Consider the following 26,773-nt stretch of genomic DNA (forward strand, 5'->3'; position numbering starts at 1 on the left):
CTGAGCTCCTGTCCCCTGATGAGGTAGGGCCCATGATAGAAGCAGATCGAATATCTATATAACGGGTAATATCTCTAACTGTTATCTATTTTGCAGATATGCGCTCTATACACTGCCCTCGGATTCGATCACCAGCACCCGCGCCGGGCCTTGTGGATGCGCCACGTGCTCGGTCCCCACCGCGGCGTAGAAAATGTCCCCGACCTCCAGCACAACGGCTTGCTCGACACCGTTCTCGCGGTAGCGCATCTGCACCTGTCCATCGAGCACTACAAACACTTCCTGACCATCGTTGACGTGCCATTTGTATGGCTGATCCGTCCAGTGCAGGCGGGTGGTGATGCCATTCATGTTGGCGATATCCAGCGCCGCCCAGGCCCGCTCGCCGGTAAACGCTTTGCTGCGGATGATCTTCATGGGTGGGGGCAATCCTTGGGGTCAGTACTGATTGATGGCCAAGGCTAACGCAAATGCCCTGCTCAGGCTCGGCTCGCTCAAGATCGCCCTGCGACACCCCGCCACGCTGAGACCTTGGTCGACACTGACGCCGCCTGAACATCGTGCGAGACTGTTCGACCGGACTGCAGTCCCGGGGGTCTTTTGCCAGGAGTTTCCATGTCGTTGTCCAGCGGGCTGATCGCCGCCGTCGCCCTGGCCTATATGGCCATCATGTTCGCCATCGCCTTTTATGGCGACCGCCGCAGCACGCCGCTGCCGCCGCGCATGCGCGCCTGGGTGTACAGCCTGTCGCTGGCCGTCTATTGCACCAGCTGGACCTTCTTTGGTGCGGTAGGCCAGGCCGCCGAACAGCTCTGGTCGTTCCTGCCGATTTACCTGGGGCCGATCCTGTTGCTGGTGTTCGCGCCTTGGGTCCTGCAAAAGATGGTGATGATCAGCAAGCAGGAGAACATCACCTCGATTGCCGACTTCATCGCCGCCCGCTACGGTAAATCCCAGTCGCTGGCGGTGGTGGTGGCGCTAATCTGCCTGGTCGGCGTGTTGCCTTACATTGCCTTGCAGCTCAAAGGTATCGTCCTGGGGGTCAACCTGCTGATCGGCGCCGGTGCCGACGCCATGGGCACCCGCGCCCAGGACACGGCGCTGATCGTGTCGTTGATCCTGGCGCTGTTCACCATCGTCTTTGGCACCCGCAACCTGGATGCCACCGAGCACCACCGGGGCATGGTGCTGGCGATTGCCTTTGAGTCGCTGGTCAAGCTGTTCGCTTTTCTTGCCGTCGGCGCATTTGTCACCTATGGCCTGTACGACGGTTTCGATGACCTGTTCGACCAGGCCATGCTCGCCCCGCGCCTGGAGCAATACTGGAAGGAAACCATCAACTGGCCGTCGATGGTGGTGCAGACCGGTGTGGCGATGATGGCGATCATCTGCCTGCCCCGGCAGTTTCACGTCACGGTGGTGGAGAACATCGAACCCCAGGACCTGCGCCTGGCGAAATGGGTATTCCCCGCCTACCTGGCGCTGGCCGCGCTGTTCGTGGTGCCGATAGCCCTGGCCGGGCAAATGCTGCTGCCCAGCTCCGTGCTGCCAGACTCTTTCGTCATCAGCCTGCCATTGGCCCAGGCCCATCCGGCCCTGGCGCTGCTGGCATTCATCGGCGGTGCCTCGGCCGCCACCGGCATGGTGATCGTCGCCAGTGTCGCGCTGTCGACCATGGTTTCCAACGACATGCTGCTGCCGTGGCTGCTGCGGCGCAAAAACGCCGAGCGCCCGTTCGAAGTGTTCCGCCACTGGATGCTCTCGGTCCGTCGCGTGAGCATCGTGGTGATTCTGCTGCTGGCCTATGTCGCCTATCGCCTGCTTGGCTCGACCGCCAGCCTGGCCACCATCGGCCAGATCGCCTTTGCCGCGGTCACCCAACTGGCCCCCGCGATGCTTGGCGCGCTGTACTGGAAACAGGCCAACCGCCGCGGCGTATTCGCCGGCCTCGCCGCGGGCACCTTCCTGTGGTTCTACACGCTGATCCTGCCGATTGCCGCCCACAGCATGGGCTGGTCGCTGAGCACCTTCCCCGGTCTCGGCTGGCTGCACAGCAACCCGCTGAACCTGCCGATCACCCCGCTGACCCAGGGTGTGGTGCTGTCACTGGCGGGTAACTTCACCCTGTTTGCCTGGGTCTCGGTGCTGTCCCGCACCCGGGTCTCGGAACACTGGCAAGCCGGGCGCTTCATCGGCCAGGAGATCAGCGCGCGGCCCAGTGGCCGCTCGCTGCTCGCGGTGCAGATCGACGACCTGCTGCAACTGGCGGCCCGCTTCGTCGGCGAAGAGCGGGCGCGGCAGAGCTTCATCCGCTTCGCCTATCGCCAGGGCAAAGGCTTCAACCCGAACCAGAATGCCGACGGTGAATGGATCGCCCACACCGAGCGGTTGCTCGCCGGTGTCCTGGGGGCTTCATCGACCCGCGCCGTGGTGAAAGCCGCGATTGAAGGCCGGGAAATGCAGCTCGAAGACGTGGTACGCATCGCCGACGAAGCCTCGGAAGTGCTGCAGTTCAACCGCGCACTGCTGCAAGGCGCGATCGAAAACATCACCCAGGGCATCAGCGTGGTCGACCAGTCGCTCAAGCTAGTGGCCTGGAACCGCCGCTACCTGGAACTGTTCAACTATCCCGACGGCTTGATCAGCGTCGGCCGGCCGATTGCCGACATCATTCGCCACAATGCCGAGCGCGGCCTGTGTGGCCCCGGCGAAGCGGAAGTGCACGTGGCCCGCCGCCTGCACTGGATGCGCCAGGGTCGCGCCCACACCTCCGAGCGACTGTTCCCCAACGGGCGGGTGATCGAGTTGATCGGCAACCCGATGCCGGGTGGTGGTTTTGTCATGAGTTTCACCGACATCACCGCATTCCGCGAAGCCGAACAGGCGCTGACCGAGGCCAACGAAGGCCTGGAGCGCCGCGTCACCGAGCGGACCCACGAACTGTCGCAACTGAACGTCGCCCTGACCGAAGCCAAGGGCACGGCCGAGTCGGCCAACCAGTCGAAGACCCGTTTCCTCGCGGCGGTCAGCCATGACTTGATGCAGCCTTTGAATGCCGCGCGCCTGTTCTCCGCCGCCCTGTCCCACCGCGACGAAGACCTGAGCCCGGAAACCCAGCAACTGGTGCATCACCTGGACAGTTCGCTGCGCTCGGCCGAAGACCTGATCAGCGATCTGCTGGACATCTCGCGCCTGGAAAACGGCAAGATCAACCCGGATCGCCAACCCTTCGTGCTCAACGAACTGTTCGACACCCTGGGCGCTGAATTCAAGGCCCTGGCCCGCGAGCAAGGCTTGAAATTCCGCTTGCGCGGCAGCCGCCTGCGGGTCGACAGCGACAGCAAACTGCTGCGCCGGGTGCTGCAGAATTTCCTCACCAATGCCTTCCGCTACGCCAAGGGCCCGGTGCTGCTGGGGGTGCGCCGCAAGGGCGACCAACTGTGCCTGGAAGTCTGGGACCGTGGCCCGGGGATCCCGGAAGACAAGCGCCAGGTGATCTTCGAAGAGTTCAAGCGCCTGGACAGCCACCAGACCCGCGCCGAGAAAGGCCTGGGCCTGGGCCTGGCGATTGCCGACGGCTTGTGCCGGGTACTCGGCCATCAACTGCAAGTACGCTCATGGCCGGGCAAAGGCAGCGTGTTCAGCGTCAGCGTGCCGCTGGCCCGCGCCCAGGCCAGCGCGCCCGGCAAAGTCGCCGAGCTCAACGGCCGCCTGCCCACGGGCGCGCAGGTGCTGTGCGTGGATAACGAAGACAGCATCCTGATCGGCATGAATAGCCTGCTCACGCGCTGGGGCTGCCAGGTGTACACCGCGCGTAACCGCGAGGAATGCGCGAACCTGCTCAACGACGGCATGCGCCCGCAACTGGCACTGGTGGACTACCACCTCGATGACGGCGAAACCGGGACTCAATTGATGGCCTGGCTGCGCACCCGCCTGGGTGAGCCGGTGCCAGGCGTGGTGATCAGCGCCGACGGCCGCCCCGAGATGGTCGCCCAAGTGCATGCCGCGGGGCTGGATTACCTGGCCAAACCAGTGAAACCGGCGGCCTTGCGAGCCTTGTTGAGTCGGCATTTGCCGCTTTGACCATCACCCGGGCGACGAACCCGTAGCAGCTGTCGAGCAACGCGAGGCTGCGACCGACAGCGCCGGGGACGACTAGCGTTACTCGGGCAATTCAGCCAAGCCATCAACATCGGTCATCGCCCGCTCCAGCAAGTCCGCTGGCAGGCTCTTGCTGGCCCGTGCGCCGAGCAGCTTGAGCTGCTCGCTGCGGCTGACCAGGTTGCCACGGCCCTCGGTCAGCTTGTTGCGGGCTGCGCTGTAGGCTTTATCCAACTGCTGCAGGCGATTGCCGACTTCGTCCAGGTCCTGGATGAACAACACGAACTTGTCGTACAGCCAGCCCGCACGCTCGGCGATTTCCCGGGCGTTCTGGCTCTGGCGCTCCTGCTTCCACAGGCTGTCGATCACCCGCAGGGTCGCCAGCAGGGTGGTCGGGCTGACGATCACGATGTGCCGATCGAAGGCCTCTTGAAACAGGTTCGGCTCCGCCTGCAGCGCTGCCGAAAATGCCGCTTCGATGGGCACGAACAACAACACGAAGTCGAGGCTGTGCAGGCCTTCCAGGCGTTTGTAATCCTTGTCGGACAAGCCTTTGACGTGGTTGCGCAAGGATTGCACATGCTGCTTGAGAGCCGCCTGGCCCAGCGCCGCATCCTCGGCAGCCACGTACTGTTGATAGGCCGTGAGGCTGACCTTGGAGTCGACCACCACTTGCCTGTCGCCCGGCAGGTAGATCAACACGTCCGGCTGGAAACGCTCGCCATCCGGGCCCTTGAGATTGACCTGGGTCTGGTACTCGCGACCCTTCTCCAGGCCCGCATGCTCCAGCACCCGCTCCAGAATCAACTCGCCCCAGTTGCCCTGGGTTTTCTGGCCCTTGAGGGCTCGGGTGAGATTGGTGGCCTCGTCACTCAGGCGCAGGTTCAGTTGTTGCAGGCGCTCCAGCTCCTTGCCCAGGGAGAAACGCTCGCGCGCCTCGGCCTGATAACTTTCCTCGACGCGTTTTTCGAAGGATTGAATGCGCTCCTTCAGCGGGTCGAGCAACTGGCCCAGGCGCTGCTGGCTGGTCTCGGCAAAGCGCTGCTCGCGCTCATCGAAGATCTTCCCCGCCAACTCGGCGAACTGCGCGCGCAGCTCATCGCGCGAACCTTGCAGGTCGTTGAGGCGTTGCTGATGGCTGTCCTGTTGCTCACGCAATTCGGCATTCAGCGAAGCGGCCTGGGCGTCCAGGCGCCGCAGCTCGGTCTCTTTGCTGTTGCGTTCGAGGTTCCAGGCATGGGCCGCGTCACGGGCGTTGTCGCGCTCTATCTGCAGCAGTTCGACTTCCCGGCGCACAGCCGCCAGTTCGGCTTGCTTGCTGGCGTTGGCTTGTCCCAGGTCGCTGATTTCATCGCGGCAGGCGTCCAGTTGCGCGCTCAGGCCGTCCTGGGCCAACTGGGCGGTACCCAGGCGCTCTTCCAGCAGCGCCCGGTCGGCCTGTGCCAGGCTCAAGCGCCGCTGCAGTTGCCACGCCAGAAACAACAACGGCAACCCAGCGCCCGCCAGACCGAGCAACACACTGGTCAAGTCCATAGCCATGACGACTCCTGCCGAAGAATTAAAGCCCGAAGGTTAACCAAGCCGCCCGGGCTTGGACAGCTCAGTCTTCGATCTGCCCGAGCTCGCGCAGGGCCCGCCGGTCACCGGCACGTGCAGCCTGGCGCAGCAGGTCCTGGCCAATGCGGCGGTCGCGGGCATTGCCACATTCGCGGCACATCAATTGACCCAGGCGACTTTGCGCGGCCACCACCCCTTCACGGGCAGGTGCCTTGAGCAAACGCCCGGCAAAATGTTTGACGTTGGGGTTATCGCCCAGGCGGGGACTGTCAAGCAGCCACTCGGCCACTCGCATTGACATGCGCTTGGGGGCGGTAACACCTGAGGGTGGGGAGGTAACAGAAGTTGATACTGAGCGAAACTTCATAAAGCACTGTGGGACAGATCGGAAGGCGCGCCACTTTACTCCTTTTTTCGTACGGGTAAAGCCGAAAAAAACCCAGCACGCCCGTCCTAGAGCAAGCGCTCGGGACAATCCACAGAAGCTGTGGATAACTCAGTGGACAACCCGCCCCGAACTCGCCAGAAGCCCTGTGGAATGGGGCTCCCGCTCAAACTGACGATTTTTTCACCAGTAAAAAAAAGCGATGTTTTTCATTGACTTAAATTTTCACTACAGGCACCCACTGTACCCAGTGGGGAAATGTCGGCGGGGTGACACCCTGCCCGGCTATTGTGCACAAGTACCTGTGCACTGGTTATATCACCGCACTTTTTGCGTGCGTTTTGCCAAGCAGAGGTAACAACCCAGCAAACGTAAGCAAATGTTTTTTGCCTAACACACTTCCCTTAAGCATTTCAATCCGTTAGTATCCGCAGCGTTAGTACCAAGCTGAAAGTCAATTCTGGTCGAACACCTCCCGCGGTATACCTTCCCTAAAGAGAAGCTTCTACCGACATCACGGGATCGACCACCTCGATGGTTTCCAGGTAACGCTTGCGACAACACAGCCTTTGAATCGAATGCAAAGGGTGTTGCGAAGCTCACTTACTCTGACCGAACCAACCTGCAAATTGATCAGGATCTTCACCCCGGGCCCAGAACCTTTGCCCTTGATGTGTTGCCTGCCCTCCTAAGTACCTACCTGCCGGCCCAAGCGCGCACATTTAATAGCGCTTCAACTGGCTGCTTTGTTCCAGTCGGGTTCTTCGTTCGATCAATGGTGATCGACGTTACTGGAACGTTTTAACGCTGCACGGATCAGATTCCGTGTCATTTGCAGGAACACCAATAATTATGTCGACTCAAATCCATACTCAGGATGCCATTCGCACCCTAACCAACGCTTTTGCCCCAATGAACTGCCTGATCATGGCCGCTCGCAAAGGCTGCTTCAGCTTCACGCTGGTCAACGAACACGGGATCGCTCGTCACAGCGAACGCCTGTATCCCGACCAGTACTCCAGCGCCGAGCCGCTGCAGGCCGTGATCGAGCGTACTCGCCAGGCACTGGTTGCCTGAGACGCGAGAAAGACTGAACACCACAAAAGCCCCGCTGAAAATGCGGGGCTTTTTATTGCCTGATATTTCCCATCGCCCCACCCTGGCTTAAGCACCAACCGATATAACGGTTATAACTGCGAGCTGGAAATATTTTAAAAACAGTCCTTTACAGCAAGAATATGACACTACACTTCAACTCAAGCGGCATGATCCGCTTCCGGCGAGCCTGAGTCGACCTACCGCTGCCAAGCCCCCCCCCATTCAGGTATCGCCGCTCACTTAACGTTTCGAGGGCCTTATGGGTATCGCTGCCAGCGAACTGTGCCGTTTTGTGATCCGTCCTACCCTGATTTACCTGGGACGACATAGCACGACTGCCGAATCCCTGCTGCTGGGTGTCGCCGCCAGCCAGTCAGCCCTCGGCTCCGCCCTGCATGACCGCCGTGGCCACGGCCTGTACCGGATTGCCGAGCTTCGCCACCAGGCCCTGTGGGATGACTACCTGGCCCTGGATCCGGAACGTGCCAGCCTGGTGCGCGGCCTCGCCAGCCAGCATGCCTTTCTCAGTGGCCCGCACCTGGAACTGACGGTCAATCTGCGTTATGCCACGGCCATTGCCTGGCTGCTGATCGAAGAGCAAAACACCCCGCTGCCCGAACCCGACGACCTGTTGGGAATGGCCCGAATCTGGCGCCAGACCTTCCAACCCCAAGGACGCCTGCGCGACTTCACTTGTGCATGGCGCGACTGTGTTTCACCGATGAATCAGGTCGCCTGCTGACCGGGCAATTTGCAAGATCGGGGAAAATCCCGCGATTATGGTCGGATTGTCCTACAAAACCGCTCTATCTCAAGCATTACCGGCTATAGCGCTGAGTCGAAAATGTTGGTAATTTTCGCCCCGGTGATCACCCGGAGTTCTAATAATGAAAAAAGTCATGCTCAAAACCACCCTTAGCCTCGCCGTTACCTTGGCATCCACCCAGATCTTCGCAGCTGGCTTTGCCATCAACGAACAAAGCATCAGTGGGATGGGTACTGGTTTCGCCGGGCGTTCTTCTGTCGCCGATGATGCAAGCACAGTTTTCGGTAACCCTGCCGGCATGGCGCGCCTCAAGCGCGAACAAGTCACTGGCGGGGTCGCCATGCTCGATGCCCACACTGACATCAGCAATGCCAGCTCCAGCCCTAACAATGGCACCAACCAGGGCGACATGGTTCCGTTCATTGCCGTTCCCATGGGCTACTACGTCAAGCCGATCGATGACCAATGGGCCGTCGGCGTTGGCATGTACGCGCCATTTGGCCTGGTCACCGACTACGAGAACGGTTTTGCCGGCAAATACTTCGGCAGCAAGAGCGACGTTAAAGTCGTGACCCTGCAGCCAACTGTTTCCTACGCATTCAATGACAAGGTCTCCATCGGTTTTGGTCCGACCATCAACCGTATCCAAGGCAAGCTGGAATCCGACCTGTCGATTACCCAGGCTGCTCCCGATGGCCACGTGCGCATCAAGGGCGACGATACCGCCCTGGGCTACAACATCGGGATCCTGGCCCAGTTGACCGACAGCACCCGCGTCGGCCTGACCTACCACTCGAAAGTGAAGTACAAGCTCGAAGGCAACACCAAGGTCAACTACGGCCTGCTGCCACTGGCTGGCCAGAGCAAGGACCAGAAGTACGACGCGTCCCTGGACCTGACCACCCCTGAGTCGGTGGACTTCTCGGTGACCCACGCTCTGGACGACCAGTGGACCCTGTACGCAGGCAGCACCTGGACCCGCTGGAGCCGCCTGAAAGAAATCACCGTAGAGAACAAGGGTGTACCTGGCGTGCTGGGCTCGCAGTTCGGTGAAATCACCGAAGAGCAGAACTGGCATGACACCTGGGCGCACGCCGTCGGTGCTTCGTACAAGCTGAACAAACAGTGGGTACTGCGTACCGGCCTGTCGTTTGACCAGGCCCCGACCAACAACGTCGATCGCTCCCCACGCATCCCGACTGGCGACCGTACCATCTTCAGCCTGGGCGCCGGCTGGAGCCCAACTGAAGACCTGACCATCGACATGGCCTACTCCTACCTCAAGGAAGAAGCGGTCAAGGTCAACAATCAGAACGATCGTGGCCAGAGCTACAACGCCAAGTATGAAAACTGGGCAAACGGCTTTGGTGTGGGCGCGACCTACCGCTTCTGATTCACGGCGCGCCTGAATGGCGCGCTTGCTGAACAGCAAAAAGCCCCGCTCTCTGGTTCAGAGGCGGGGCTTTTTAATGGCTGGCATTCAGGGTTTCGAGGCCAGGGCCTGCTCCACCGCCGCGATGAATTCCGGGCTTTCGGGTTTGGTCAGGCTGGAGAAGTTGGCAATCACCTTGCCCTGGCGGTCCACCACGTACTTGTAGAAATTCCACTTCGGCGAACTGCTTTGCTCGGCAAGCACCTTGAACAGATGGATGGCGCTGGCACCGCGAACTTTCTGCGGCTCGGTCATGGTGAAGGTCACGCCATAATTGACGTAGCAGACCTTGGCCGTCTCCGCGCCATCCGCGGACTCCTGCTTGAAATCATTGGACGGCACGCCAAGCACTTCCAGCCCCTGCTCCTTGTAGCGCTGGTACAACGCCTCAAGGCCTTTGAACTGCGGAGCGAAACCACAGAAGCTGGCGGTATTGACCACCACCAGCGGTTTGCCGGCAAAACGCTGGCACAGTTCAATGGATTCCTTGGCATGCAGCTTGGGCAATGAGCCCGACAGCAGTGCCGGGCACTCAGCGGCCAACGTCGGACCTGCGACCAGCAACAGCAGGGCGGGAACAGCTAGCCAGCGCATCAGCATATCGGGTGTCCTCGAGAAATCGTCAGAGGGCGACGTTACTCGCCCTGCACGAATGATGGCAAGTGGCTATTTAGCAAGCTCCCAGTCCCAGCTGCATCATGGCCAGGCCGCCCTGATGCCAGCCCCACCAGGCCAGCGCCAGCAGCAGCGCGACAACCGCCGTCGCCACCAGCCTCAAGGCGATCCACCTCATGCCGCGCTCGCCTGGGCTTGCAGGCGCGCCACCGGACGCTCACGCACAGGCCAGTTCAAGGCAGCCGCCAACAGGCTGAGGAGAATCGCCACTTGCCAGATCAAGTCGTAGTTTCCTGTTCGGTCATACACCACCCCGCCCAACCAGCCACCGAGGAACGAGCCCAATTGGTGAAAGAGGAAGACGATACCTCCCAGCATAGAGAGATTTCGCACACCGAACAGGGTCGCCACCGTACCGTTGGTCAAAGGCACCGTCGACAGCCAGAGGAAGCCCATGGCCATGCCGAACAGGTAGGCGCTGGTCTGGGTGACCGGCATCCACAGAAACAGCCCGATCACCACCGCGCGCAGCAGGTACAGGCCGGTCAGCAGGCGCGGCTTGGACATCCGCCCGCCGAGCCAACCGGCGGTGTAGGTGCCGAAGATATTGAACAGGCCAATCAAGGCCAGCACCGTGGTGCCGACGGTGGCCGGAAGATGCTGATCCACCAGGTAGGCCGGCAAGTGCACACCGATGAACACCACCTGGAAACCACAGACAAAAAAGCCGAACGCCAGCAGCCAGAAGCCGGAGTGCGAACAGGCCTCGCGCAGGGCCTCCTTCAGCGTCTGCTCATGGCCCAGCACCGGCAGCGGCTTGTCCTTGAGCATGCTCACCAGCGGCACAATCAGCGCTACCAGCACGCCCAGCACCAGCAGCGCGCTGGACCAGCCGAGCCAGCCGATCAGGCCCAGGGTGCCGGGCAACATGGCGAACTGGCCGAAGGAGCCGGCAGCACTGGCGACCCCCATGCCCATGCTGCGTTTCTCCGCCGGCAAGGCCCGCCCAACCACGCCGAGAATCACCGAAAAAGACGTCCCGGACAGGCCGATACCAATCAACAGGCCGGCGCTCAGCGACAGTGACAGGGGCGAGTCGGACAGCCCCATGAACACCAGGCCCACCGCATACAAGACACCTCCCACCAGCACCACTTTCGCGGCGCCGAAGCGATCGGCCAGCGCGCCGGTAAAGGGCTGCGCCAGGCCCCAGATCAGATTCTGCAAGGCGATGGCGAAGGCGAACACTTCGCGCCCCCAGCCGAACTGCTCACTCATCGGCGGCAGGAACAGGCCGAAGCCATGCCGCACGCCGAGGGACAACGCCAGAATCAGCGCACTCCCAAGTAAAATCCAACCGCTGGTACGCCACATCGATGTCATTGTCATTCTCCAATCGCGGGTATATACCCGCTTAAACTCGAAAAAACCCGCTTCATGCGAGTTCGTCCAGCAAGGCCAGCAATGTTGCGCGCTTCTCGGCGCCCAACCGATCGATCAAACGTTGTTGCGCCGCCTCCCAGGCCGGCAAAGCCGCCGCCAGGCGCTCACGCCCGGCCTCGGTCAATTGCACGATGCGGTTGCGCTGGTCTTCACCCTCGACCATCCGCACCAGTCCCTCACCTTCCAGCACCCGCAGGTTACGCCCCAGAGTACTGCGATCCAGGCCCATGGCCTCGGCCAGGGTGGAAATACTCGGCTGATCCAGGCGCTGCAGATTGCACAGCAAAGAATACTGGGCAACGTTGATCCCGAAGCCGTCGAGGGCGCCGTCGTAATGCCTGCTGACGCCACGGGCGGCGCGACGCAGGTTGGTGCATAAACACTGAGAGGCTAGCATGGTGCGTGTATATACCCGCGTTTAACTTTATGCAAGCTTTGCTTACGATTTCCGCCTCCCCTCAAGCCAGCGCCAAAGCCATCAGCACCGCCACTTCCAGCAATTCCAGCAACGCCCCCGCCGTATCCCCGGTTGTCCCGCCAAGGCGGCGCATCATCAAATGACGCACGCCGGCGAACACCCCTACCGCCACCACCAGCGCAATCACTCCACCCCAGCCCGCGATCAGTACACAGGCCAGCGCACTGAGCAGCAGCACCCACCGGCCGGCCTGGCGTGGCAAGTGGTCAGCCAATGCCTGCCCCAGCCCCCCCGCCCGCACATAAGGCGTCGTCAGGAACAAGCCGAGCAAGGCCGTGCGCCCGAGCAGTGGCGCGAGGATCAGCGCGACCGTGGCCTGCTGTTCGATCAGTGCCAGCAAGGCGGCGAACTTGAGTAGCAGCACCAGCACCAGGGTGACCACGGCAATCGGTCCGCTGCGCGGGTCTTTCATGATGGTCAGGGTGCGTTCGCGGTCACCAAAACCACCGAGCCAGGCATCAGCACTGTCGGCCAGGCCGTCCAGGTGCAAGCCGCCACTGAGCACCACCCAGACCGTCAGCAGGATGGCCGCGTGCAACAGCGCCGGCGCGCCCCCCAATAGTCCGTTCAGGCCCCACAACAGCCCACCAAACAACAGGCCCACCAGCGGATAAAACAGCAATGAGCGCCCCAGCTCCTGAGGTGACGGCATGCCCGGCAGGCGAATCGGCAGGCTGCTGAGAAATTGCAGGGCGATCCACATTGGCAACATGTCTACGCCTCTTCCCGAAGCATGGCGTCAGCCTCGACCCGCAGAAAAAACAGCCCGCCGTGGCCGACTTCGACGTTCAGCAACTGCTCGCGAGGCAGCCCGCGCGCGCGCGCCAGTAGCAGGCGCATGACACCGCCATGACTGACCAGCAACACCCGCTCACCGGCATAGGCCTGGTGCAAGCGCTGCACCGCCGCCAACACCCGCGCCGAAAAGTCGCTGACTGGCTCGCCCTCGGGCGGGGTAAAACCATAAGGGTCCGACCAGAAACGGCCAAGGGCATCAGCGTCAGTCTCCATCAACGCCGCCGCGCTGCGCCCTTCCCAGGCGCCAAAATGCAGCTCTTGCAGGTCCTGCTCCAGGCTTACCGGCAGGCCCAGTTGCGCGCCCAGTTCCTCGGCAAACCGCGCACAGCGTTGCAGGGGCGAACTCACCAGGCGGTCCCACGGGCCAGCGCCTACGACGGCGTCGCGCATCTGCTGCCAACCCAGTGGCGTCAGCGCGTCATCCAGACTGCCGCGCAGGCCGCCGCCCAGTTCGGTTTCACCGTGGCGTAGCAGGTCCAGATGCAAGGTCATGCCGGGCGATCGGCAACCGCCGCCTCGGCAAATGTCGCCATCTGCCCGTGCAGGTCGCAGGCCAGGCGCAACAAGGGCACCGCCAGCGCCGCACCACTGCCCTCGCCCAGGCGCAAGCCGAGTTCGAGCAGCGGTTGCGCGTTCAACGCTTGCAGGACATGCCGATGACCCGGCTCCGCCCCGCGATGGCCGAACAGCAGCCACTCGCGACACGCAGGATTGAGGCGCACGGCAATCAGGGCCGCGACGCTGCAGATAAAGCCGTCCACCAGCACCGCCAGCCCCTCTTGGGCACAGGCCAGGTAAGCGCCGACCAGCGCGGCGATTTCAAAGCCGCCGAGGTTGAACAGGGTTTGCAACGGATCACCTCGCTGCGCCGCGTGCAAGGCCAGGGCGCGTTCAATGACCTGGGTCTTGTGGCTGACACCCGCTGTGTCCAAGCCGGTACCCGGGCCGGTGAGGTGGGCCACCGGGCAATCCAGCAAGGCACAGGCCAAGGCACTGGCCGCGGTGGTATTGCCAATGCCCATCTCGCCGCCGATGAACAGCTCCGCGCCTTCGGCCAGGGCTCGCAACACCGTGTCGCGCCCGGCTTGCAAGGCTTGTGCGCCTTGGGCCGGAGTCATCGCCGGGCCACGGGCGAAGTTGGCGGTGCCAGGGCCCAGGTGCAGGTGGCGCACCCCCGGCAGATTCAGCGACGGGGTCACGGTGCCGAGGTCGACCACCTCCAGCCGGGCTTGCAGTTGGCGCGCCAGCACGCTGATGGCCGCGCCGCCGTTGACGAAGTTGCGCAACATCTGCCCGGTGACTTCCTGGGGAAAGGCCGAGACACCTTCGGCCACCACCCCGTGGTCACCGGCAAAAATCCCGATCCACAACTGGTTCACGCTCGGCTTGAGCCGGCCTTGCAACCCCGCCAACTGCACCGCCAGCGTTTCCAACTGCCCCAGCGAACCGGCCGGCTTGGTCAGTTGCTGCTGCAACTGCTCTGCATCTCGCAGGGCTTGGCGATCAACCGCCTTGCACGGGTTCAGCCACCAGGATTGAGTCATAACGCAGTACCTTTCAAAGTCAGGGGCAGGCCGGCGACGGTCAACACGACACGCTGACAGCGCTCAGCCAGGGCTTGATGCAACCAACCGGCTTCATCGACATAACGGCGAGTCAATTCGCCCAGTGGCACGACCCCCATTCCGGTTTCGTTGCTGACCAGAATCACCTCTCCCGGCAACGACGCCAGGCAGTCCAGCAGGGCTTCACGCTCCTGGGCCAGACGCTCGGGGTTGTCGAGCATCAGCAGGTTGGTCAGCCACAGGGTCAGGCAATCCACCAACAGGCAACGCTCGGCACTGGCGGTTTCGCGCAGTACCCGAGCCAGCTCCAGGGGTTCCTCGATCAAGCTCCACTCGGCCGGGCGGCGTGCCCGGTGATGGGCGACCCGGGCATTCATTTCGCCGTCCAGCGGCTGGCTGGTGGCAATGTAGGTCACCGCCAGGGAGCTGTCGGCGGCGAGTTTTTCAGCCAGGCGGCTTTTGCCGGAACGGGCACCGCCGAGGATCAATTGCAGCATGGTCTTAACCTTCTATGAGCGGTATCAGGGTCGGCGGCTCTGTGTAGGAGCGGGCTTGCCCGCGAAGAGGCCAGGCCGGTCAACCTACAAACCACAGAGCTCACGCAACAACCCGGTATCCAGATGCTTCTCCACCAGGTCCGCCAGGCGCTCGATATCGCGCTCGCGCAAGCCGTGATAATCGACTGCCTGCACATCCGCAAGCCCGGCCCAGCGCAACAGTGCACTGCACGCCGCCGGGGACTCGAACAAGCCGTGCAGGTAAGTCCCGAGGACTTGTCCATCGGCACTCTGGGCGCCATCGCTGCGGCCATCGTCGAGCAATACAGCAGGCTGCTCCAGCGCCACGCCGCGGGTGACCCCGGCATGAATTTCATAACCACTGACCTCGGCGTTTTCCAAGACCAGGCGACCACGCACATTGCGCAGCTGCTTCTCGGCCTCAAGCAGCGTGTCGAAGGCCAGCAAGCCGAGCCCGGCACTGGAGCCCGCGGCCCCTTCCAGGCCCAGCGGATCATGCAACTGCGTGCCGAGCATTTGCAGGCCACCGCAGATGCCCAGCAGCTTGCCGCCGTAGCGCAGGTGACGGGCGATGGCGGTGTCCCAGCCATTGGCGCGCAGGTACGTAAGGTCGCTGCGCACGCTCTTGGAGCCCGGCAGGATGATCAGGTCGGCAGGCGGTATCGCCTGGCCCGGCCCGACGAATTGCAGGTCGACCTGGGGGTGCAGGCGCAGCGGATCGAAGTCGGTGTGGTTGCTGATGCGCGGCAATACCGGCACCACCACCTTAAGTACCTGTTCGGCCTTGTCGGCCTGGCGCTGGTCGATGCCGTCCTCGGCCTCCAGGTGCAGGTCCATGACATACGGCAAGACTCCGATCACCGGCTTGCCGGTCCGCGCCTCCAGCCAGTCCAGGCCCGGCTGCAGCAAGGCGATGTCACCGCGAAAACGGTTGATGATGAAGCCCTTGACCCGCGCCTGCTCACTGGCCGAGAGCAACTCCAGGGTGCCCACCAGATGGGCGAAGACGCCACCACGATTGATGTCGGCAATCAATACCACCGGGCAATCGACAGCCTCGGCAAACCCCATGTTGGCGATGTCGCCGGCCCGCAGGTTGATCTCGGCCGGCGAGCCCGCCCCTTCCACCATCACCAGCGGATAGGCCGCGCTCAGGCGTTGGTGCGAGGCGAGCACCGCCTGCATGGCGATGGCCTTGTAGTCGTGGTAGGCGACGGCATTCATGCTGGTCACCGCGCGCCCGTGAATGATTACCTGGGCGCCGGTATCGCTGTTGGGCTTGAGCAGCACCGGGTTCATATCGGTGTGGGGTTCGAGGTTCGCAGCCTGGGCCTGTACCGCTTGGGCCCGACCGATTTCGCCACCGTCGGCGGTGACAGCGCTGTTGAGTGCCATGTTCTGCGGCTTGAACGGCACCACCGGCACTCCCTGGCGTGTCGCCCAACGACAGAGCGCCGTGACCAGGGTGCTTTTACCGGCATCGGAGGTAGTGCCTTGAACCATCAACGTTGGCATGGGGTTTCCTTGGCGTAGGCGACAAAGGCTCGCTCCAGGCGCAACCAGTCGGTTTCGTCGGCTGGCAGGCCAAAGCGCAGGCTGCTGTTGTGGCTGAACAGGCGCAGCAAAATGCCCTGGCGCGCCATGAATTCATACAAGTGCTCGGCCCGTTCGGTGCTCAACCACTGGAACAGCGCGCAGCCGCCCTGAGGCTTGAAACCATGGCGCTCCAGCAGTTCGACCAGGCGTTCGCTCGCCTCTTCGCTACGCTGGCGTTGTCGGCGATGACCTTCGCTGTCGAGCAGGCAGGCCTGCCCCAGCACCCGCGTCGGCCCGGCAACCGCCCAGGGGCCCACCTGCTCGGCGAGCAGATTGAGCAGCCGCCGTTCGGCCAGGACAAACCCCAAGCGCACCCCGGCCAGGCCGAAGAACTTGCCGAAGGAGCGCAACACGATCAGCCCGACCTGATGGGCGAAAGACGCCAGGCTCAGGTGCGGGGTGTTGTCCATGAACGCTTCGTCCACCACCAGCCAGCCGCCTCTCTGCGCCAAGCGGGCATGCCAGTCGAGCAGGCGCTCCGGGGTCAGGCTAAGGCCCGTGGGATTGTTGGGATTGACCACCACCAGCACGTCGAGGTTGTCGATGAAAAATTCCACCTCCTGCTCCAACACCTCGCGCACGATGTAACCGTTACGCCGCCAGGCTTCGGCGTGTTCGGCGTAACAAGGCGACAGTACGCCGACCTTGCCGGCCCGCCGCAAACGCGGCAGCAACTGGATGGCCATCTGCGAACCGGCGACCGGCAGCAACTGAGTCGCGCCATAGTATTGCCGGGCGGCCTGCTCCAGGCCGTCCTCGGTTTCCGGCAAGCGGGCCCAGGCCCTGGCGGGAATCGGCGGGATTTCCCACGGCCAGGGCGCCAGCCCGCTGGAGAGGTCGAGCCAGTCGGCTTCGGCAATCCCATAGTGCAACGCCGCCTTGCGCAGGCGGCCACCGTGTTCAAGCATAAAACTCAGCCCCCACACAGAGGATCAACAGCCATAACCATACCCCGCGCTGGACCAACTGCCAGCCACGGTCGATGGAGCTGGCGTCCGCCGGCACGCCTTCGCCCAAGGGTGGACGCTGGTGCAGCTCGCCATGATAGATCGCCGCCCCGCCCAGCTCGACGCCCAGCGCCCCAGCCCCGGCAGCCATCACCGGGCCGGCATTCGGGCTGTCCCAGGTCGGTCCCTGGGTGCGCCAGCACTTGAGGGCCAGCCGGGTCTTGCCGAGCACAGCGTAGGTCAGGGCCACCAGGCGTGCGGGAATGTAGTTGAGCACGTCGTCGATTTTCGCCGCCGCCCAGCCGAAGCGCTCGAAACGTTCGTTGCGATAGCCCCACATGGCGTCCAGGGTATTGCTCAGGCGATACAGCACCACCCCGGGCGCCCCGGCCACGGCAAACCAGAACAGCGCGGCAAACACCGCGTCGCTGCCATTTTCCAGGACCGACTCGGTGGCCGCGCGAGCCACTTCAGTGGCGTCCAGCTCACTGGTCTGGCGGCTGACCAGGTAACTGACACGGGTGCGCGCTTCGTCCAGGTCATCGCTGCGCAGCGCCTGGGCCACCGGCTCGACGTGTTCGCCCAGGCTGCGCAAGCCCAGGGCGCAATACAGGGCCAGGATCTCGACGATCCAGCCGAGGTAGGGTAGCCAGGACAACGCCGTGGCCAGCAGGGTCAGCGGCACCACGGCCAGCACCCACGCGGTGACTCCATGACTGCGCCAGCCACGCCCGGCAGAATTGAAACGCTGCTCGATGCGCCCGGCAAATCGACCGAACGCCACCAGCGGATGCCAGCGCTTGGGTTCGCCCAGCAGCGCATCCAGCGCAACGGCAGCGACACTCAACAACGCCACACTCATTGATTCACTCCCCAGACATTTTCGTACAGCAGTTCATGCAGCGGACGCACGTGCGCCCAGCCTTCAAGGGCCAGCATCGGCGCCGGGTAAAAGGCCTTGACCGGGCCCAGGCAGAGAATCGCCACGGGCTTGGCTCCGGCCGGCAGTTGCAACAGATCGGCCAGTGCCTGGGGCTCGAACAGCGAAACCCAGCCCATGCCCAGGCCTTCGGCACGGGAGGCCAGCCAGAGGTTCTGGATTGCACAGGACAACGACGCCATGTCCATTTCCGGCAAGGTACGGCGGCCGAAAATATGCCGTTCGCGATCGTCCATCAATGCGGCAACCAGCACTTCGGCGCAGTCATTGATGCCTTCGACCTTGAGTTTCATGAACTCATCGCTGCGCTCGCCGAGGGCTTCGGCGGTGCGGATGCGCTCCTCCTCCACCAGCGCCTGGAGCTGCCCGCGCAAGGTCCGGTCGCTGATGCGAATGAAGCGCCATGGCTGCATCAGGCCAACACTGGGCGCCTGATGCGCAGCTTCAAGCAAACGACGCAGCAGCTCAGGCTCCACCGTGCCACCGCTGAAGTGGCGCATGTCACGGCGCTCGGCGATGGCGCGGTAAACCGCTGCGCGTTCGGCTTCGCAGAATGCGTTATTGCTCATGGCCTCTTCGCGAGCAAGCTCGCTCCCACCGGGTCTGGCGCAAACAACGCGGCTACAGCGCTGGGATTGGACGGAAAATAAAAGTGCACATAAGAAGCCGTCATCCGCCCCTCACGATAAACCGCCTCCGCTCCTCGCCCGCCGTTCGGGCTCAGTCCACGCGCAATCGGCTCAAGCTCGGTGCTGGTCAGGGAATGGTGATAGGTGTGCCCACGCAACGCGCCTTCCGGCAGCTCGACCGCCTGCAGCGCCAGCGCCGCCAGACGTTTTTGCATCGTCGCATCGCCTTTGAGCAAACCCACCAGTTCGGCCCGCGTGCCTTGCACGTCGGTCAGGGAATCCAGCAGATACAGCATGCCGCCGCATTCGGCGAGCAGCGGCTTGCCGGCGGCGTGATGGCCACGAATGGCATCGAGCATCGCGGTGTTGCCTGACAAGGCCACATGGTGCAATTCCGGGTAGCCACCAGGCAGGTACAGGCTATCTGCCTCTGGCAACTGGCTGTCGCGGATCGGCGAGAAGAACCGCAGCTCGGCGCCCATCGCACGCAATAAGTCCAGGCTCGCGCCATAGGTGAAAGCAAAGGCTTCATCCCGGGCCACGGCGATCCGCACACCGGCCAGCAAAGGCTCGGCGGGGATCACGTCGGGCGCGGCAAATTCCACTGCGGGCGGCAAGGCCACCTGGCAACTGCTACCCAAGGCCTCGGCGGCTGCATCGAGGCGCAGGTCGAGGTCGTTCAGCTCACTGGCTTGTACCAGGCCCAGGTGCCGGCTCGGCAATTCAATCCCGGTCTCCCGGGACAATGCGCCATACCAACGCAAGCCTTCGGTAAGGCTGCCTTCGAGTAACTGAGCGTGGCGCAGGGTGCCCACCCGATTGGCCAGCACGCCGGCAAACGGCAAGTCCGGCTGATAACGCGCCAGGCCCAACGCCAGTGCACCAAAGGTCTGGGCCATGGCGGTGCCGTCGATCACCCCCAGCACCGGCACGCCGAAGTGGCGCGCCAGGTCGGCACTGGACGGGGTACCGTCGAACAGGCCCATGACCCCTTCGATCAGGATCAGGTCAGCCTCGGCCGCGGCTTCCCACAACAGCCGGCGACTTTCCTGCTCGCCGACCATCCACATGTCCAACTGATACACCGGCTGGCCACTGGCGCGCTCGAGGATCATCGGGTCGAGAAAATCCGGGCCGCACTTGAACACCCGGACCTTGCGCCCCTGATTGCGGTGCAAACGGGCCAGGGCCGCGGTGACGGTGGTCTTACCCTGCCCGGAGGCTGGCGCGGCGATCAGTACCGCCGGGCAAAAACGACTGCTGGTCATGAAAAGAGGCTCACAGCTCGACGCCTTTTTGCGCCTTGATCCCGGCCTGGAACGCATGCTTGATCACGCCCATTTCGGTGACGGTGTCAGCCAGTTCGATCATTTGCTCTTTGGCCGCGCGGCCGGTAACCACCACGTGTTGCATCGGCGGGCGGGCTTGCAGGTCGCTGAGCACCTGATCGAGATCGAGGTAGCCATGCTTGAGGGCGATGTTCAGCTCATCGAGCACCACCAGGCCGATGGCCGGGTCGCGCAGCAGTTCGCGGGACACCTGCCAGGCGGCCTCGGCAGCGGCGATATCGCGCTGGCGGTCCTGGGTTTCCCAGGTGAACCCTTCGCCCATCACATGAAACCGCACCTGCTCCGGGAAGCGCCGGAAGAACAGCTCCTCGCCCGTGCTGTTGCGGCCCTTGATGAACTGCACCACACCGCACTGCATGCCATGGCCCATGGCGCGGGCGAGCATGCCGAACGCCGAACTGCTCTTGCCTTTGCCGTTGCCGGTCAGCACCAGCAGCAGGCCACATTCGTTGGGTGAGTTGGCAATACGTTCATCGATCACGGCTTTTTTGCGCTGCATGCGCGCCAGATGGCGTTCGTCACGATCAGGGGAATCAGTCATGGGGGAGCTCTCCGTTGAGGCTGGATAACGGCGGGCAGGCATAGAAATAGACGGCAAGAAGCCTGGCATCGCCCACCGTGATGCCGCTGGATGGATCAGGCCGGTCTCCGGGCTCATGAGTGGCGCGCTGGCCGGACGACGCGCCTTCCCATATCGGACACCGATACAGTGGCTCAAAGCGTCGTTTTCACTCATTTACCGTTGCGGGGGCAGCGCCGGGATCGTCACCCGTTCTGTCATAGAACGCGCGCTCACCGGCTTCCCTGTTTCACTCGATCGACCCTGGGGTCACCGAGCACCTGAAACAAGTCGCGAAGGTTAGTGGGTTGGGGGTGGAGCGTCAATTAAAGCCGGGCTAATCGGCAGCAAGAATGCAAAGCGCCACCTGACGAATTGAACCTAAGGTCATGCTGACGCCTCTATGGCTTAAGCAGTGCATTCAAAGGGAGAGCCGCATGTCCACGTCCCGCCTCGTTGGTGTCATCGCCCTGGCCGCAGGCCTGGTCGCCTGTGGAGAATCCTCGAGCCTCAGGGTCGAGGATGGCACCGGGTCTTCGCCCAAGCTGCCTGAACCCAACAAAACCCTGATACCGACGGTCAACATCGCGCCCGCTGTCGGCTGGGCCAATGGCGCCAAGCCGACCGCAGCGCCCGGCACCCAGGTAGTCGCCTTTGCCGAAGGATTGGAGCATCCGCGCTGGCTCTACGTGCTGCCCAACGGCGATGTACTGGTCGCAGAAACCAATGCGCCAGCCAAGCCTGAAGATGGCAAGGGCATCCGTGGCTGGGTCATGGGCAAGGTGATGGACCGCGCTGGGGCCGCGGTGCCCAGCGCCAACCGCATCACCCTGCTGCGCGACAGCAACCACGATGGCGTGGCCGAAACCCGCAGCAGTTTTATCGAAAACCTCAATTCGCCGTTTGGCATGACCTTGGTCGGCAACGACCTGTACGTCGCCGACACCGATCGTTTGCTGCGCTTCAACTATGTCGAGGGACAAACCTCGATCACCACCAAACCCATGAAAGTCATCGACCTGCCCGGTGGCACGCTGAATCACCACTGGACCAAAAACGTCATTGCCAGCCAGGACGGCAGCAAGTTGTATGTCACGGTGGGCTCCAACAGCAATGTCGGGGAAAACGGCCTGGAGCAGGAACAGGGCCGCGCCGCTATCTGGGAGGTGGATCGTGCCACCGGCAATCAGCGGATTTTCGCTTCCGGCCTGCGTAATCCCAATGGCATGGCCTGGGAGCCGAACTCGGGCAAACTGTGGACGGCGGTCAATGAGCGAGACGAGATCGGCAGCGACCTGGTGCCGGACTACATTACGTCGGTCAAGGATGGCGGCTTCTATGGCTGGCCGTTCAGCTACTACGGCCAGCACGTCGATGTCCGCGTCAGCCCGCAAGATCCGGATCAGGTGGCCAAGGCCATCGCCCCGGACTACGCAGTGGGCCCACACACCGCCTCCCTGGGCCTGGCCTTCGCCGAAGGCAGCACGTTGCCAGCCCCGTTCACCGAAGGCGCGTTTATCGGCCAGCACGGCTCGTGGAACCGCAAACCTCACAGCGGCTATAAAGTGATCTTCGTACCCTTCAGTGCCGGCAAGCCAAGCGGGCAACCGCTGGATGTGCTCAGCGGCTTCCTCAATCAGGACGAAGAGGCCATGGGGCGGCCGGTGGGAGTGGTGATCGATCGGCAGGGTAACTTGCTGGTGGCCGACGATGTGGGCAACAAGGTGTGGCGGGTATCCGCCCGCCAATGACCCCAGCGCCTAGCGTTTGCGGCACAGCGTCAGGCCATCCCCCAAGGGCAGTAACGACAGGTCGACCCGCGGATCATCCTTCAAGGCCAGGTTGAGTGCCTGGATGGCGCGGGTATCGGCACTCTCGGGTTGACGCTCCAGGACCCGGCCACTCCACAGGGTGTTGTCGAATACCGCCAGGCCGCCGCTGCGCAACAAACGCAGGGCACTTTCCAGATAGGCCGGATAGTTGGCCTTGTCGGCATCGATGAAAATCAAGTCGAAAGCGCCGCCCTGCCCTTGCTGCTCGATCTGCTCCAGGGTCTGCAACGCCGGCGCCAGGCGCAGTTCGATGCGCTCGCTGAGGCCGGCTTCCTGCCAGTAGCGCCGCGCTGTGGCGTTGTAGTCACCAATGATGTCGCAGCAGATCAGTTGCCCGTCGTCCGGCAGGGCCGCGGCCATGCACAGGGCGCTGTAACCGGTGAACGTCCCCACTTCAATCACCCGGCGCGCACCGCTGAGCTTGACCAGCAACGCGAGGAACTGGCCCTGCTCCGGCGCTACCTGCCAACGCGCCATGGGCAGCGCCTGGGTTTCGTCACGTAGACGACGTTGCAGCGGCGTTTCGCGCAGCGAGACGTCGAGCAGGTACTGATAGAGGGCATCGTCGAGATTGAGCGTACGCGCGGTCATTACCACCTCTGCCAACCCGTTGTGAACTAGGGATTGTGCGCCAGGTGCTCGGGTTGCAATACGCGCTTGGCGCTCAGGTAGGCTTTTTGCCAATAGGCTTTGGACAAGCTGTCGAGCTTGACCGTACCACCGGTGGCCGGCGCGTGCACGAAGCGCCCTTCGCCGACGTAGATGCCGGCGTGACTGACCCGTGAGCCGCCGTTGGTCGCGAAGAAGATCACATCGCCAGTCTGCAGGGCCTCTTTGCCGACGCTCGGGGCCTGCATGCCGATCATTTCACCGGTGGTGCGCGGCAGGGAAATACCCGCTGCATCCCGGTAGACATAGCCAATCAAGCCACTGCAATCAAATCCCGAATCCGGAGTATTGCCGCCCCAGCGATAGGGAGTGCCCACCAGGCCCAAGGCGCGAAACAGCACGTCTTCGGCAGCCGGGGAGAAATTCTGGGTAGGGGCAAAAATCGGTGCGCGGACCACCTTGGCCGGTGGCGGCGTACGGCTGGCACAGGCGCTGAGCAGCGCGACGCAGAACATGAGTGCAAGGCGGGCCGACATCGTCATTACCGAACATCCTGATCTGGCTGCGGCTGTCACTGCCGGGAGGCTGAAAACAAAACCGCGTAAGCAGGGCTTACGCGGTTAGTTGATCAACAATAGATCAGGATTCTAGCGGCTACGCGCCAAACTTCAAGTAAGACTTTAAGTTTGCACTACAAAAAGAAGGGGTATTGCCGAGAAGATGGTCTTTGCGCTGGCCGGCGCTCGCCTGGAGCGCCTTTGCCAGCCTGCCCGCTTACTTGCGGGCAGTGACCGTGGTCGGAGCCATGGCGAGGGCGCGCTTGGCTTCGATGAAGGTCTTGCTCCAGTAGCTGTCGCCCAGGCTATCGACCCGGACACCGCCGCTGCGGCTGCTGCTGGAGTGGATGAACTGGTTGTCACCGAGGTAGATCCCGGCGTGGCTGACACGCCCGCGACGACCATTGGTGGCGAAGAACAGCAGGTCGCCCGGTTCCAGCTTGCTGCGCGAAACCAGTGGCGCATCAACGTTGATCATTTCGCGGGTGGAGCGTGGCAGGTTCATGCCCGCTTCTTCGCGAAACAGGTAGCCGATGAAGCCGCTGCAATCGAAACCGGCTTCAGAGGTACCACCGAAACGGTAACGGGTACCGATCAGGGACATGCCACGTTCGAGGATACTGTCGGCCAGGACCGGCATCTGGTAAGGCTTGCGGCCCGCAAACGCGGCCAGCTCTTTTTCGGTTGCCAGTTCTTCCTGATAAACAGCGGAAGACTGCGCGGTAACAGAGTTCTTGACCTGTTGCTGGGGCTCTTGCTGGGACACTGGGGAGTGTGCAGCGCAACCAAACAACAGGGTGACGAGTGCGAGAGGCACGAGGGGTGCGAAGCGCTTTAGCATGGGCACGACCGTGGCTGAATTGTGTAAAGAAGCCGAGACTATGCCTTCTATCACCCTCATTTGCAAATTCAATCGATTTAAATGTGACTTTGCAGTTTCGCCCCGCCATCTAAGCGCTTAAGCCCATTTTAAATCTGCACGCATGACGAACGCCGTTCGCCTGCGGTTTTTCTGACGCCTGAAATTTGCCGAAACTCGCTACAGGCCGCGGTTTTACCAGCCCAGGGTTTCTTTGAGGAAGGGAATGGTCAGCTTGCGCTGAGCCTGCAGGGACGCCTGATCGAGGCGCTCAAGCAGCTCGAACAGGGCACTCATACTGCGGGTACCGCGAGTCAGGATAAAATGCCCGACCTCGTCGGTCAGGTGTAGACCGCGGCGCGAGGCACGCAGTTGCAGGGCGCGCAGTTTGTCCTCATCGGACAGCGGACGCATCTGGAAAATCAACGCCAGGGTCAAACGGGACTTGAGGTCGGCCAGCTTGACCGGCAACTCCCGCGGCGAAGTCGACGCTGCGATCAGCAAGCGCCGACCACTGTCGCGCAGCCGATTGAACAGGTGGAACAGCGCCTCTTCCCAGTCTGCTCGCCCGGCAACCGCCTGCAGGTCATCCAGGCACACCAGCTCGTACTGCTCGAGGTTGTCGAGGATCTCGATACCCCGATCCAGCAATTCGGCCAACGGCAGGTACACCGCCGGCTCGCCCAACTGCTCGAAGCGCAGGCACGCCGCCTGCAACAAGTGCGTACGCCCCACGCCGTCCTTGCCCCACAGATAGATCAGGCTTTCGGTCCAGCCGGCGTCGGCTTCGCACAGGCGTTCGACATAGCCGAGTGCAGCGGCGTTGGCGCCAGGGTAGTAATTGATAAAGGTGGCGTCATCACGCAGACGCACACCTAGGGGCAGCTGAATCGGTTTCATGCTGACTGAACAGTTCCAAAGGAACCGTTAGTGGCCTCTGTGTAAAGTTTGCAAAGTTTATACCCGTGAAGCCAGCCGCACAATGCAACAGACCATAAGCAAAATCAAAGGTTTGCGTTAACTTGCCAGTATCGGGCCAGACGCGCTCACGCCTCGGGCCCCTGGGCCCCACTATACATTCCCGAATCCTTGTACAAATCTTGCACGTGACGCACCAGCACCATGATCACCGCCGCCACCGGTAACGCCAGCAGGATCCCGGTAAAGCCGAACAACTCGCCGCCGGCCAGGATCGCGAAGATCACCGCCACCGGATGCAGGCCAATCCGGTCACCCACCAGCAATGGCGTCAGCACCATGCCTTCCAGGGCCTGGCCGACCATGAACACCGCGACAATCCCGATCATCGGGTACGGGTCGCCACCAAACTGGAACAGTCCGGCAATCAACGCCGCGCCAATCCCGATCACAAAGCCCATGTAGGGCACGATGGCCGCCAGACCGGCAATCAGGCCGATCAACAACCCCAGTTGCAGGCCGACCAGCATCAGGCCCGCCGCGTAGATCACCCCCAACGCCAGCATCACCAGCAACTGCCCACGCACGAAGGCGCCCAGCACCTCATGGCATTCGCCGGCCAGCGACACCAGCCGCGCCTCACGATCACGCGGCAGCAGGCTGCGGATCTTGGCCATCATCACATCCCAATCGCGCAGCAGGTAAAAGCTCACCACCGGGATCAACACCAGGTTGGCCAGCAACCCGATCAGCGCCAGGCTGGACGCCGTGGCCTGGCTCAGCACCACCCCGACGATGTCGGTGGTCTGCCCCATGTGCTCACTGATGGCAGCCTTGACCTTGTCGAACTTCCAGAACCCGTCCGCCAGCCCCAACTTGGCCTGCACCCATGGCATCGCGGTGTGCTGCAGCCAGTCGAGCATCTGCGGAGCCAGTTCGTACAGGCTGAACAACTGCTTGGCCAGCATCGGCACCAGCACCAGCAACAAGGCCATGACGATCAAGGTGAACACGGCAAACACCGCCACCACGCCCCAGGTCCGCGACAGACCGTACTTTTCCAGACGGTCGACCATCGGATCGAACAGGTACGCCAGCCCCAGCGCCACCAGGAACGGCGTGAGGATCGGGTGCAACAGATAAATGAACAGACACAGCAGGACGACCCCACCCAGCCAAACCCAACGCCGCGAATCGGCCATGTACCACTCCTGCTTCT

At 62.7% G+C, this 26,773-nt stretch carries 27 protein-coding genes and 1 riboswitch; of the genes, 5 read left to right on the forward strand and 22 right to left on the reverse strand.

Annotated elements, in window-relative coordinates; translation table 11 throughout:
* Window positions 1-105: 105 nt before the first annotated feature.
* Window positions 106-417, reverse strand: a complete 312-nt coding sequence (locus CKW24_RS22235; protein WP_095170319.1) for a cupin domain-containing protein — start codon at window positions 415-417, stop codon at window positions 106-108.
* Between the two features lie 198 nt (window positions 418-615).
* On the opposite strand from CKW24_RS22235, the gene CKW24_RS22240 reads away from it, so the two are divergent.
* The gene (locus CKW24_RS22240) at window positions 616-4,086 is read left to right on the forward strand and encodes a PAS domain-containing hybrid sensor histidine kinase/response regulator (protein WP_095170320.1); all 3,471 of its coding nucleotides are present in this window, start codon (window positions 616-618) and stop codon (window positions 4,084-4,086) included.
* A 78-nt stretch (window positions 4,087-4,164) separates the two neighbouring features.
* Here CKW24_RS22240 and rmuC read toward each other — a convergent pair whose 3' ends face one another.
* Together rmuC and CKW24_RS22250 are read right to left on the reverse strand one after the other, a co-directional pair.
* The gene (gene rmuC, locus CKW24_RS22245) at window positions 4,165-5,529 is read right to left on the reverse strand and encodes a DNA recombination protein RmuC (RefSeq protein WP_162530235.1); all 1,365 of its coding nucleotides are present in this window, start codon (window positions 5,527-5,529) and stop codon (window positions 4,165-4,167) included.
* A gap of 175 nt (window positions 5,530-5,704) precedes the next feature.
* Complete coding sequence (locus tag CKW24_RS22250; RefSeq protein WP_095170322.1) at window positions 5,705-6,028, reverse strand: hypothetical protein; 324 nt, start codon at window positions 6,026-6,028, stop codon at window positions 5,705-5,707.
* A gap of 870 nt (window positions 6,029-6,898) precedes the next feature.
* Here CKW24_RS22250 and CKW24_RS22260 point away from each other — a divergent pair.
* From CKW24_RS22260 to CKW24_RS22270, 3 genes are all read left to right on the forward strand, one after another.
* A complete protein-coding gene (locus CKW24_RS22260; RefSeq protein ID WP_007898912.1) occupies window positions 6,899-7,123 on the forward strand; it encodes a hypothetical protein in 225 nt (74 codons plus the stop codon).
* 280 nt (window positions 7,124-7,403) lie between these two features.
* Window positions 7,404-7,886 (forward strand): hypothetical protein, encoded by a 483-nt coding sequence (locus CKW24_RS22265; RefSeq protein ID WP_095170323.1) that lies wholly within the window; start codon window positions 7,404-7,406, stop codon window positions 7,884-7,886.
* A 145-nt stretch (window positions 7,887-8,031) separates the two neighbouring features.
* Window positions 8,032-9,303, forward strand: a complete 1,272-nt coding sequence (locus CKW24_RS22270) for an OmpP1/FadL family transporter (protein WP_095170324.1) — start codon at window positions 8,032-8,034, stop codon at window positions 9,301-9,303.
* Between the two features lie 87 nt (window positions 9,304-9,390).
* On the opposite strand, the gene CKW24_RS22275 is transcribed toward CKW24_RS22270, so the two are convergent.
* The 14 genes from CKW24_RS22275 to cobO form a co-directional block, all read right to left on the reverse strand.
* A complete protein-coding gene (locus CKW24_RS22275) occupies window positions 9,391-9,942 on the reverse strand; it encodes a glutathione peroxidase (RefSeq protein ID WP_095170325.1) in 552 nt (183 codons plus the stop codon).
* A gap of 70 nt (window positions 9,943-10,012) precedes the next feature.
* Window positions 10,013-10,135 (reverse strand): hypothetical protein, encoded by a 123-nt coding sequence (locus tag CKW24_RS28505; RefSeq protein WP_256585528.1) that lies wholly within the window; start codon window positions 10,133-10,135, stop codon window positions 10,013-10,015.
* The gene (locus CKW24_RS22280; protein WP_162530236.1) at window positions 10,132-11,331 is read right to left on the reverse strand and encodes an MFS transporter; all 1,200 of its coding nucleotides are present in this window, start codon (window positions 11,329-11,331) and stop codon (window positions 10,132-10,134) included. Before CKW24_RS22280 ends, CKW24_RS28505 begins: the two co-directional genes overlap by 4 nt.
* Window positions 11,332-11,392: 61 nt before the next feature.
* On the reverse strand, window positions 11,393-11,797 hold the full coding sequence (locus CKW24_RS22285) for a MarR family winged helix-turn-helix transcriptional regulator (protein WP_095170327.1): 405 nt from the start codon (window positions 11,795-11,797) through the stop codon (window positions 11,393-11,395).
* Between the two features lie 61 nt (window positions 11,798-11,858).
* Window positions 11,859-12,590, reverse strand: a complete 732-nt coding sequence (locus CKW24_RS22290) for an adenosylcobinamide-GDP ribazoletransferase (protein WP_095170328.1) — start codon at window positions 12,588-12,590, stop codon at window positions 11,859-11,861.
* A 2-nt stretch (window positions 12,591-12,592) separates the two neighbouring features.
* On the reverse strand, window positions 12,593-13,168 hold the full coding sequence (cobC, locus tag CKW24_RS22295; RefSeq protein WP_095170329.1) for an alpha-ribazole phosphatase family protein: 576 nt from the start codon (window positions 13,166-13,168) through the stop codon (window positions 12,593-12,595).
* Window positions 13,165-14,220: a nicotinate-nucleotide--dimethylbenzimidazole phosphoribosyltransferase gene (gene cobT / locus CKW24_RS22300; protein WP_095170330.1), complete on the reverse strand. Its 1,056-nt coding sequence runs from the start codon at window positions 14,218-14,220 to the stop codon at window positions 13,165-13,167. Before cobT ends, cobC begins: the two co-directional genes overlap by 4 nt.
* Window positions 14,217-14,738, reverse strand: coding sequence for a bifunctional adenosylcobinamide kinase/adenosylcobinamide-phosphate guanylyltransferase (cobU, locus tag CKW24_RS22305; protein WP_095170331.1), 522 nt, complete (start codon window positions 14,736-14,738; stop codon window positions 14,217-14,219). Before cobU ends, cobT begins: the two co-directional genes overlap by 4 nt.
* 84 nt (window positions 14,739-14,822) lie before the next feature.
* Window positions 14,823-16,274: a cobyric acid synthase gene (locus tag CKW24_RS22310; RefSeq protein ID WP_095170332.1), complete on the reverse strand. Its 1,452-nt coding sequence runs from the start codon at window positions 16,272-16,274 to the stop codon at window positions 14,823-14,825.
* Window positions 16,262-17,263: a threonine-phosphate decarboxylase CobD gene (cobD, locus tag CKW24_RS22315; protein ID WP_095170333.1), complete on the reverse strand. Its 1,002-nt coding sequence runs from the start codon at window positions 17,261-17,263 to the stop codon at window positions 16,262-16,264. Before cobD ends, CKW24_RS22310 begins: the two co-directional genes overlap by 13 nt.
* Complete coding sequence (gene cbiB / locus CKW24_RS22320; protein WP_095170334.1) at window positions 17,256-18,164, reverse strand: adenosylcobinamide-phosphate synthase CbiB; 909 nt, start codon at window positions 18,162-18,164, stop codon at window positions 17,256-17,258. Before cbiB ends, cobD begins: the two co-directional genes overlap by 8 nt.
* Complete coding sequence (gene bluB / locus CKW24_RS22325; RefSeq protein ID WP_095170335.1) at window positions 18,161-18,811, reverse strand: 5,6-dimethylbenzimidazole synthase; 651 nt, start codon at window positions 18,809-18,811, stop codon at window positions 18,161-18,163. Before bluB ends, cbiB begins: the two co-directional genes overlap by 4 nt.
* A complete protein-coding gene (locus tag CKW24_RS22330; protein WP_095170336.1) occupies window positions 18,808-20,139 on the reverse strand; it encodes a cobyrinate a,c-diamide synthase in 1,332 nt (443 codons plus the stop codon). Before CKW24_RS22330 ends, bluB begins: the two co-directional genes overlap by 4 nt.
* Window positions 20,140-20,149: 10 nt before the next feature.
* The gene (cobO, locus tag CKW24_RS22335; RefSeq protein ID WP_095170337.1) at window positions 20,150-20,761 is read right to left on the reverse strand and encodes a cob(I)yrinic acid a,c-diamide adenosyltransferase; all 612 of its coding nucleotides are present in this window, start codon (window positions 20,759-20,761) and stop codon (window positions 20,150-20,152) included.
* Window positions 20,762-20,841: 80 nt separating this feature from the next.
* Window positions 20,842-21,079: riboswitch (cobalamin riboswitch) on the reverse strand.
* Window positions 21,080-21,216: 137 nt separating this feature from the next.
* Between cobO and CKW24_RS22340 the strand changes: the two genes are divergently transcribed.
* Window positions 21,217-22,530, forward strand: coding sequence for a sorbosone dehydrogenase family protein (locus tag CKW24_RS22340; protein WP_095170338.1), 1,314 nt, complete (start codon window positions 21,217-21,219; stop codon window positions 22,528-22,530).
* Window positions 22,531-22,539: 9 nt separating this feature from the next.
* Here CKW24_RS22340 and CKW24_RS22345 read toward each other — a convergent pair whose 3' ends face one another.
* The 5 genes from CKW24_RS22345 to CKW24_RS22365 form a co-directional block, all read right to left on the reverse strand.
* Entirely contained in the window at window positions 22,540-23,202 is a 663-nt protein-coding gene (locus tag CKW24_RS22345; RefSeq protein ID WP_095170339.1) for a class I SAM-dependent methyltransferase, read from the reverse strand.
* A gap of 26 nt (window positions 23,203-23,228) precedes the next feature.
* Entirely contained in the window at window positions 23,229-23,762 is a 534-nt protein-coding gene (locus tag CKW24_RS22350) for a C40 family peptidase (RefSeq protein ID WP_095170340.1), read from the reverse strand.
* 232 nt (window positions 23,763-23,994) lie between these two features.
* A complete protein-coding gene (locus CKW24_RS22355; protein ID WP_095170341.1) occupies window positions 23,995-24,618 on the reverse strand; it encodes a C40 family peptidase in 624 nt (207 codons plus the stop codon).
* Between the two features lie 213 nt (window positions 24,619-24,831).
* Window positions 24,832-25,536: a DnaA regulatory inactivator Hda gene (gene hda / locus CKW24_RS22360; RefSeq protein WP_008033543.1), complete on the reverse strand. Its 705-nt coding sequence runs from the start codon at window positions 25,534-25,536 to the stop codon at window positions 24,832-24,834.
* 146 nt (window positions 25,537-25,682) lie between these two features.
* Window positions 25,683-26,756, reverse strand: a complete 1,074-nt coding sequence (locus CKW24_RS22365) for an AI-2E family transporter (RefSeq protein ID WP_095170342.1) — start codon at window positions 26,754-26,756, stop codon at window positions 25,683-25,685.
* Window positions 26,757-26,773: the final 17 nt, after the last annotated feature.

Source organism: Pseudomonas sp. Irchel 3H3, assembly GCF_900187635.1.
Taxonomy (GTDB): domain Bacteria; phylum Pseudomonadota; class Gammaproteobacteria; order Pseudomonadales; family Pseudomonadaceae; genus Aquipseudomonas.

What these genes read in the sequence shown, in the direction of transcription:
- cbiB (WP_095170334.1), bottom strand. Translation starts at nt 18,164, where the DNA reads ATGAGTGTGGCGTTGTTGAGTGTCGCTGCCGTTGCGCTGGATGCGCTG.
- hda (WP_008033543.1), bottom strand. Translation starts at nt 25,536, where the DNA reads ATGAAACCGATTCAGCTGCCCCTAGGTGTGCGTCTGCGTGATGACGCC.
- CKW24_RS22340 (WP_095170338.1), top strand. Translation starts at nt 21,217, where the DNA reads ATGTCCACGTCCCGCCTCGTTGGTGTCATCGCCCTGGCCGCAGGCCTG.
- cobC (WP_095170329.1), bottom strand. Translation starts at nt 13,168, where the DNA reads ATGACCTTGCATCTGGACCTGCTACGCCACGGTGAAACCGAACTGGGC.
- CKW24_RS22275 (WP_095170325.1), bottom strand. Translation starts at nt 9,942, where the DNA reads ATGCTGATGCGCTGGCTAGCTGTTCCCGCCCTGCTGTTGCTGGTCGCA.
- CKW24_RS22235 (WP_095170319.1), bottom strand. Translation starts at nt 417, where the DNA reads ATGAAGATCATCCGCAGCAAAGCGTTTACCGGCGAGCGGGCCTGGGCG.
- cobT (WP_095170330.1), bottom strand. Translation starts at nt 14,220, where the DNA reads ATGACTCAATCCTGGTGGCTGAACCCGTGCAAGGCGGTTGATCGCCAA.
- CKW24_RS22265 (WP_095170323.1), top strand. Translation starts at nt 7,404, where the DNA reads ATGGGTATCGCTGCCAGCGAACTGTGCCGTTTTGTGATCCGTCCTACC.
- CKW24_RS22240 (WP_095170320.1), top strand. Translation starts at nt 616, where the DNA reads ATGTCGTTGTCCAGCGGGCTGATCGCCGCCGTCGCCCTGGCCTATATG.
- CKW24_RS22285 (WP_095170327.1), bottom strand. Translation starts at nt 11,797, where the DNA reads ATGCTAGCCTCTCAGTGTTTATGCACCAACCTGCGTCGCGCCGCCCGT.
- CKW24_RS22310 (WP_095170332.1), bottom strand. Translation starts at nt 16,274, where the DNA reads ATGCCAACGTTGATGGTTCAAGGCACTACCTCCGATGCCGGTAAAAGC.
- cobO (WP_095170337.1), bottom strand. Translation starts at nt 20,761, where the DNA reads ATGACTGATTCCCCTGATCGTGACGAACGCCATCTGGCGCGCATGCAG.
- CKW24_RS22365 (WP_095170342.1), bottom strand. Translation starts at nt 26,756, where the DNA reads ATGGCCGATTCGCGGCGTTGGGTTTGGCTGGGTGGGGTCGTCCTGCTG.
- bluB (WP_095170335.1), bottom strand. Translation starts at nt 18,811, where the DNA reads ATGAGCAATAACGCATTCTGCGAAGCCGAACGCGCAGCGGTTTACCGC.
- cobU (WP_095170331.1), bottom strand. Translation starts at nt 14,738, where the DNA reads ATGCTGCAATTGATCCTCGGCGGTGCCCGTTCCGGCAAAAGCCGCCTG.
- CKW24_RS22355 (WP_095170341.1), bottom strand. Translation starts at nt 24,618, where the DNA reads ATGCTAAAGCGCTTCGCACCCCTCGTGCCTCTCGCACTCGTCACCCTG.
- CKW24_RS22290 (WP_095170328.1), bottom strand. Translation starts at nt 12,590, where the DNA reads ATGTTGCCAATGTGGATCGCCCTGCAATTTCTCAGCAGCCTGCCGATT.
- CKW24_RS22280 (WP_162530236.1), bottom strand. Translation starts at nt 11,331, where the DNA reads ATGTGGCGTACCAGCGGTTGGATTTTACTTGGGAGTGCGCTGATTCTG.
- cobD (WP_095170333.1), bottom strand. Translation starts at nt 17,263, where the DNA reads ATGCTTGAACACGGTGGCCGCCTGCGCAAGGCGGCGTTGCACTATGGG.
- CKW24_RS22250 (WP_095170322.1), bottom strand. Translation starts at nt 6,028, where the DNA reads ATGAAGTTTCGCTCAGTATCAACTTCTGTTACCTCCCCACCCTCAGGT.
- CKW24_RS22330 (WP_095170336.1), bottom strand. Translation starts at nt 20,139, where the DNA reads ATGACCAGCAGTCGTTTTTGCCCGGCGGTACTGATCGCCGCGCCAGCC.
- CKW24_RS22350 (WP_095170340.1), bottom strand. Translation starts at nt 23,762, where the DNA reads ATGACGATGTCGGCCCGCCTTGCACTCATGTTCTGCGTCGCGCTGCTC.
- CKW24_RS22260 (WP_007898912.1), top strand. Translation starts at nt 6,899, where the DNA reads ATGTCGACTCAAATCCATACTCAGGATGCCATTCGCACCCTAACCAAC.
- CKW24_RS28505 (WP_256585528.1), bottom strand. Translation starts at nt 10,135, where the DNA reads ATGAGGTGGATCGCCTTGAGGCTGGTGGCGACGGCGGTTGTCGCGCTG.
- CKW24_RS22345 (WP_095170339.1), bottom strand. Translation starts at nt 23,202, where the DNA reads ATGACCGCGCGTACGCTCAATCTCGACGATGCCCTCTATCAGTACCTG.
- CKW24_RS22270 (WP_095170324.1), top strand. Translation starts at nt 8,032, where the DNA reads ATGAAAAAAGTCATGCTCAAAACCACCCTTAGCCTCGCCGTTACCTTG.